The organism is Hyphomonas sp. (genome assembly GCF_041689225.1).
GTDB lineage: Bacteria > Pseudomonadota > Alphaproteobacteria > Caulobacterales > Hyphomonadaceae > Hyphomonas.
Window position 1 is genome coordinate 1 of the sequence record NZ_JBDNGN010000119.1, and the last position, 5,165, is coordinate 5,165.

3 protein-coding genes are annotated in these 5,165 nt (G+C 54.4%); all 3 read right to left on the minus strand.

Annotated features, from left to right (window positions below):
- Window positions 1–200: 200 nt before the first annotated feature.
- Window positions 201–1,178 (minus strand): hypothetical protein, encoded by a 978-nt coding sequence (locus tag ACESNB_RS11935; RefSeq protein WP_373007572.1) that lies wholly within the window; start codon window positions 1,176–1,178, stop codon window positions 201–203.
- Window positions 1,179–1,213: 35 nt separating this feature from the next.
- Entirely contained in the window at window positions 1,214–2,683 is a 1,470-nt protein-coding gene (locus tag ACESNB_RS11940) for a HupE/UreJ family protein (RefSeq protein ID WP_373007574.1), read from the minus strand.
- Between the two features lie 97 nt (window positions 2,684–2,780).
- A partial coding sequence (locus tag ACESNB_RS11945; RefSeq protein ID WP_373007576.1) for a TonB-dependent receptor domain-containing protein occupies window positions 2,781–5,165 on the minus strand: 2,385 nt, incomplete at its 5' end.

The following is a 5,165-nucleotide window of genomic DNA, read 5'->3' on the forward strand; positions in this document are numbered from 1 at the left end:
CTCGACGCGCAAAATCAACAATGTTACTCGTTTCCATGGTGGTGTATCTCCTTGGGTTGGGTTGCTGTCTCACAACAACAAAACAACCAGATACGCCGCCAACCTTCAAACCGCTCAAACACCAGATTCAGTCATAGCTCATGGCCATGCGCCTTCACCTATGATCGATCCTGATTGCTGGATGTTCCTAGCCAATACACCTAATCGAACTGGATCGCTGCATTCGCGTATATGGGATCATAGTAAACGCCGCCAGCCTGATAATCGGCATTCCAGTTTCGTTCGCCGGTCGCATCGGTACGATAGATATATGGCGAGAGAAGCAGGCGTTCCTGGTGCCAGCGCCCATCCTGCCCGGACGGTATCTCTGTCCCAGACCCATAGAGCATCAATCCCTCATCCGAACGGATCTCGTGCTGCGGACTCACATCCCGGTACTCATGGCTCACATTCATCAGCTTGTGACCCAGCTCATGCGCAATCGTCAACTTGTTGGTTGAGTCGTGCTTTGTAAGCGTGATCACGCCACGTATCCGGTTAGGTATGGTATCGGCGTAGGAGTAAGATGGGAACGAAAGCCCAGAGGTGTTCACCATTTTTGGGGCCCAGTTACGTCCGCCGTCGAGATCCTCATAGTACGGCATGTAAACATTCTGCATCGCGACCAGATAGACGGTACGACTGTTTTGGAGTGCCGGTTCGATAATGGTTTCGAAAGACTCCACAGCTCCATCCGACATTTCTGTCGGATGGATGGCGCTCTGGACATACATGTTACCATAGCCACCAGAAGGCAGCTCGGTCTCCCATTTCGAAGCAGAGATCGCCAGATGCGAAGGATCGACCGTCCCTGTTTTGACCCAAAGAAGATTGAGCTGGACACCGGTCGGCTCAAAGACCTTTTTGGCGTTCTGGAACTCTTCCACTAGTCCGCCAAGCGGTAGTATTTCGACTGCGTCCGGGTGAAGATTCGATGGATAATATAGACCGATATCGACAGTCGGTTTCCCGATTTCGAGATCGGAATTGATCGCCTCGACATCAATCGTATCGACGAGGCTCCATTGCACACCGGTTTGCGCAGCTTGCTCTGAGGCATGGGCTACGGAGGAAGTGTTTGCGGCACATCCGCCCAAACTCAGAGCCAGCAGTGACGCGGCAAGGAACGTCCTATTCATAGGCATTCTCCTTTTTAATCTGTTCTTGGTGTGGATTATTCGGCTGCCCCAGAGGCCTCCAGCACGGCATTGAAGTCCGGATTCTTAGCCCGGGCGAACTGGATGGCCGGGTGGTCAGCGGGCAATTGATGATAGTAGAACGGCTCGCCATCCTTCATCTGCACATCCAGCTTTGCAGCCATCTCGCCGATGCCAGTGACAAACGACTCGTAATTTTCGCCATCGCGCCTCTTCTTGAAGATCAGAATCTCGGCACCTTCCGCAAACGGCGCTTCCCAGCCAGTTGGCATGTTCGAGCCGAAGTGGAAGATCGACCCGGCTTCCATCACCTTCCGCTTGCCTTCGCTGCACAGCACATAACGGCCGCTTATCGTATAGACGATGCTCTCGGTCGGGTGTGGATGCTCCGAAAGGAACATGCCCGGCTCAAGGCGAAGCGTATAGGCGCGTAGCTCTTCACCGAACAGGAGTGGACCGAAATATCCTTCATGCGAGAAGGTGGCGCTGCCGCTGTTCATGGCCTCCTGAACACTTTCGATGATCTCGACATTGTTCGCCAGCTGAATGTATTCAGGGGAGTTTGGTGTCGCGGCAACCGTCATGGCTGGCTTCGCTTCTCCTGGCATAACGTGCGACCCGTCAGCCGCATGCGAGTACCCATGCGCCTCGTCGCTGGTCTGGGCAGTCGTCGCAGGCACTGCAGATGCTGAGCTGGACGTAGCAGACGCCGCGGGGGCCTGCTGCTGTCCCGTTGATCCCATTTCAAGGTGAGCGTGAATGTGATCATCTCGGCTGATCGGATATTCTTCACGCATTGTGGTATGGAACAGGCCGTGAGTCTGCATCAGGAACAGGACGAAGCCAGCGAATATCAGGCCCGCATTGATGAAGACGCTTGCAGATCCGAAATGCCTTGTCCGTCTGAGCAGGTTCAGAGCGAGCCACATCACAACGAGCGCAGCGATCTGACCGAACTCCACGCCCACATTGAATGACAGAATGTGCATCAGCAGGCCGGAATCCTCCCGAATTGGCAGCTGCTGTAGCCGCGTCGAGAGCCCGAATCCATGGATCAGGCCGAACAACACAACCATCAGCAACAGATTGGGTGACTTTGTGCCGAACACTTTCGGAAAACCATCCAGGTTTTCAAATCCCTTGTAGATCACCGTCAGGGCAATGATCGCATCGATAAAGAAGTAATTAGCCGTGATGCCCAGATATGTAGCAGTAATCAGCGTGATCGTATGGCCGATCGTGAAAGCTGTGACGAAGCGAAGAATTGACGAAAAACTCGTCAGGAAGAACATGACCCCAAACAAGAAGAGCAAATGATCATAACCCGTGATCATGTGCTCGGCGCCCAGGATCAGATACTGAAGATCTCCCCCTTCCAGCATTCTGCGTCGCGCTTCCTCCGAAATACCATGTGCATGAGCGACAGGTGAAAGCAGCACCATAGATCCGATCAGCGCAGCAGCTGCCTTCATTCGCGCAAGCAACATCTCAAACTCCGATGTTTTGAGGATTACATTAGATTTGGCGAATTGCCGGCTTGAGGCAGGGGTACATTCACACTCAAGCCGGCAACCGCCTCAGCGTTTAGTCCAGAACCCAGGTTGCGCGGGCGTAGTAGTATCGTCCGAGCAACGAATAGGTCAGGGTATCGGTATTGCCGTCCGACCAAGAACTGACATAAGGGGCTTTCTTGTCGAACAGGTTGTCAACACCCGCACTCAATTTCAGGTTTTCTGTAAGCTGATAACCACCTTGGATATTGTGATAGAGGACAGCATCAATGTCGGTTCCAATTGAACCGGGAGTGCCAAAGTAATCCGTTGCCGAACCAATAAGCTGTGCACTGTAGGTTCCATTCCAGGGACCGGAGCTGGCCGACCAGGATCCTGTCGCGCGCCATGACGGATAGCCGCCATCACAACAACCAACGCCGCCGTCATAGACGAAGGGCGCGTCACCATCGAAAGCTGTTACCTCGTATTTCATAAGGTGAGTGGCCTGAACTTTCACCGAGTGTTCTATGTTACCCGTTGCAAAATCATAGGTCGCGCTGATGTCGATCCCCTGCATGACTTCATCACCCGTGTTGGAGCTTTGCGCAGACAGGAAATCGATATCTCCAGTCAAGGCATTGCGCGATTGGTGAGTCGGTCCACAGAACGGATGGGAAAGGCCAACGGACGTGTAGCAGGATGCAAGTTTTGTAGAGCCCGACGTCTGGCGGATAGCGTCCTGGATCTCGATATCGAAGTAATCGACCGTGATCGAAAGTCCGGGAACGATACTGGGCTGATAAACAGCGCCGATCGTGAACGTTGTCGCGTCCTCAGGTTCCAGGTTCGGATTGCCCCCTTGGTCGGTCAGAATGACTGACCCCAGCTGGGTGTAACCAACCGGTACACCGGCAGCCTGGCAGTTCTGATAGATGTTGCTGGACGGATCCATCGACGACCAGTTGGAACAGGGATCGGTTGTCGGGATCTGGCCTTCACTCACGCCGGAAAAAAGCTCTGTGACACTTGGGACCCGGAAGGCTGTCGAATAGGTACCGCGTAGCTTGAAGTCGCGGACCAAGCTCCAGTTCAGTCCAACCTTATAGTTTTCATCCGAACCGAAGAGATCATAGTCGGAATACCGCACGGCCAGATCAAGATCGACGGCTTGAGCGAGCGGAAGGTCTCTTAGCAATGGCACATTAACCTCTGCGTAGAGTTCCTGCGCTTCGATCGAACCGCTTACCGGATCCTGCGCATTGCCGAGCGCAAAACCCGCGACAAGTAGCGAATCCGGCTCAAGCCAGCCCTTGTCCTGACGATACTCGAACCCCGCAGCAAACCCGACAGGCCCGGCAGGCAGGTCAAACAGCGCGCCAGAGATATTGCCGGTAAGGCTGATCTGCTCGTTTCCGCCGGTGTCGCGCTGGTTGATCAGGATATAGTCTCCTACTGCCGGAGTCAGGTCACCTTCACCCAGAATATCCGCGCAGGGAATACCGTTTGTCCCGCATAGCGCGGGATCAAGGGTTTCGGCCAGGCGCTGCGTATTAATATTGTTCTGCAGCGCATCGACGGCCGTGTTCCTGCCCCAGTTCAAAGACAGGTCATAATTCCAGCCTTCCCACAGATCGCCCTCAATACCAGCGACCAGCCGCCAAGTCGAAACATCCTGCTCGAACTGCCTGGAACCGAATTCGGCCGTACGGCGGCGCAGAAGAATAATGTCTTCGCCAGTGGGGTTTGTCGGATGGGACGCATCGAATGCAATATTGGTCAATGTTGCCGGTGATCCGGGCTGGTTCGACGTACGCCAGTTGAACAACGCTTCACTGAAGAACCGTATCGAATCCGTAATTTCATAGTTACCAATGGCCGCAAAGCTTACGCGCTCGACGGGATTGGAGGCATTGAAGAACGGATTGGAATTGAATCCATGCGCAGCAAGGCTGAAGGGCTCATACGCATCGCCGCCAATGAAATTGATCTGATCGCCATTCGGCAAAACTGCCCGGCCACCGGCCGTGCTCGAACTCCCCGATGTACACTCGAGATCGCCATCTCCATCAAGATCCGCCAAAGCACAGGGCGCCCGCACATCAAGCGGCGCGTCAAGATTGTTTTGGTAGCTCGCATTGAACATCAGGCTGCCGCGGTCGTTGACGACACCCCATGTCATGTCGAGGAGATATTCTTCGGCGTCCCCCTGATCGGAGATGCCGAATTTTGAATCGAGCCTAAACCCCTCAAATTCATCCTTGGTAATGAGGTTCACGACACCAGATACAGCATCGGCGCCGTACACAGCTGACGCCCCATCCTTCAGGACTTCGACGCGCTGGAGGAGCGAGACCGGGATCATGTTAAGATCTACCGAGCTGTTTGCGCCGGAACCGCCTGCAACAACCCGCCGCCCATTAAGCAGCACAAGCGTTCGGTTCGCGCCGAGACCGCGCAGATTGACCTGCGCCGTTCC

Coding starts and splice junctions, on each gene's coding strand:
- ACESNB_RS11935 (WP_373007572.1), bottom strand. CDS start 1,178: ATGAATAGGACGTTCCTTGCCGCGTCACTGCTGGCTCTGAGTTTGGGC.
- ACESNB_RS11940 (WP_373007574.1), bottom strand. CDS start 2,683: ATGTTGCTTGCGCGAATGAAGGCAGCTGCTGCGCTGATCGGATCTATG.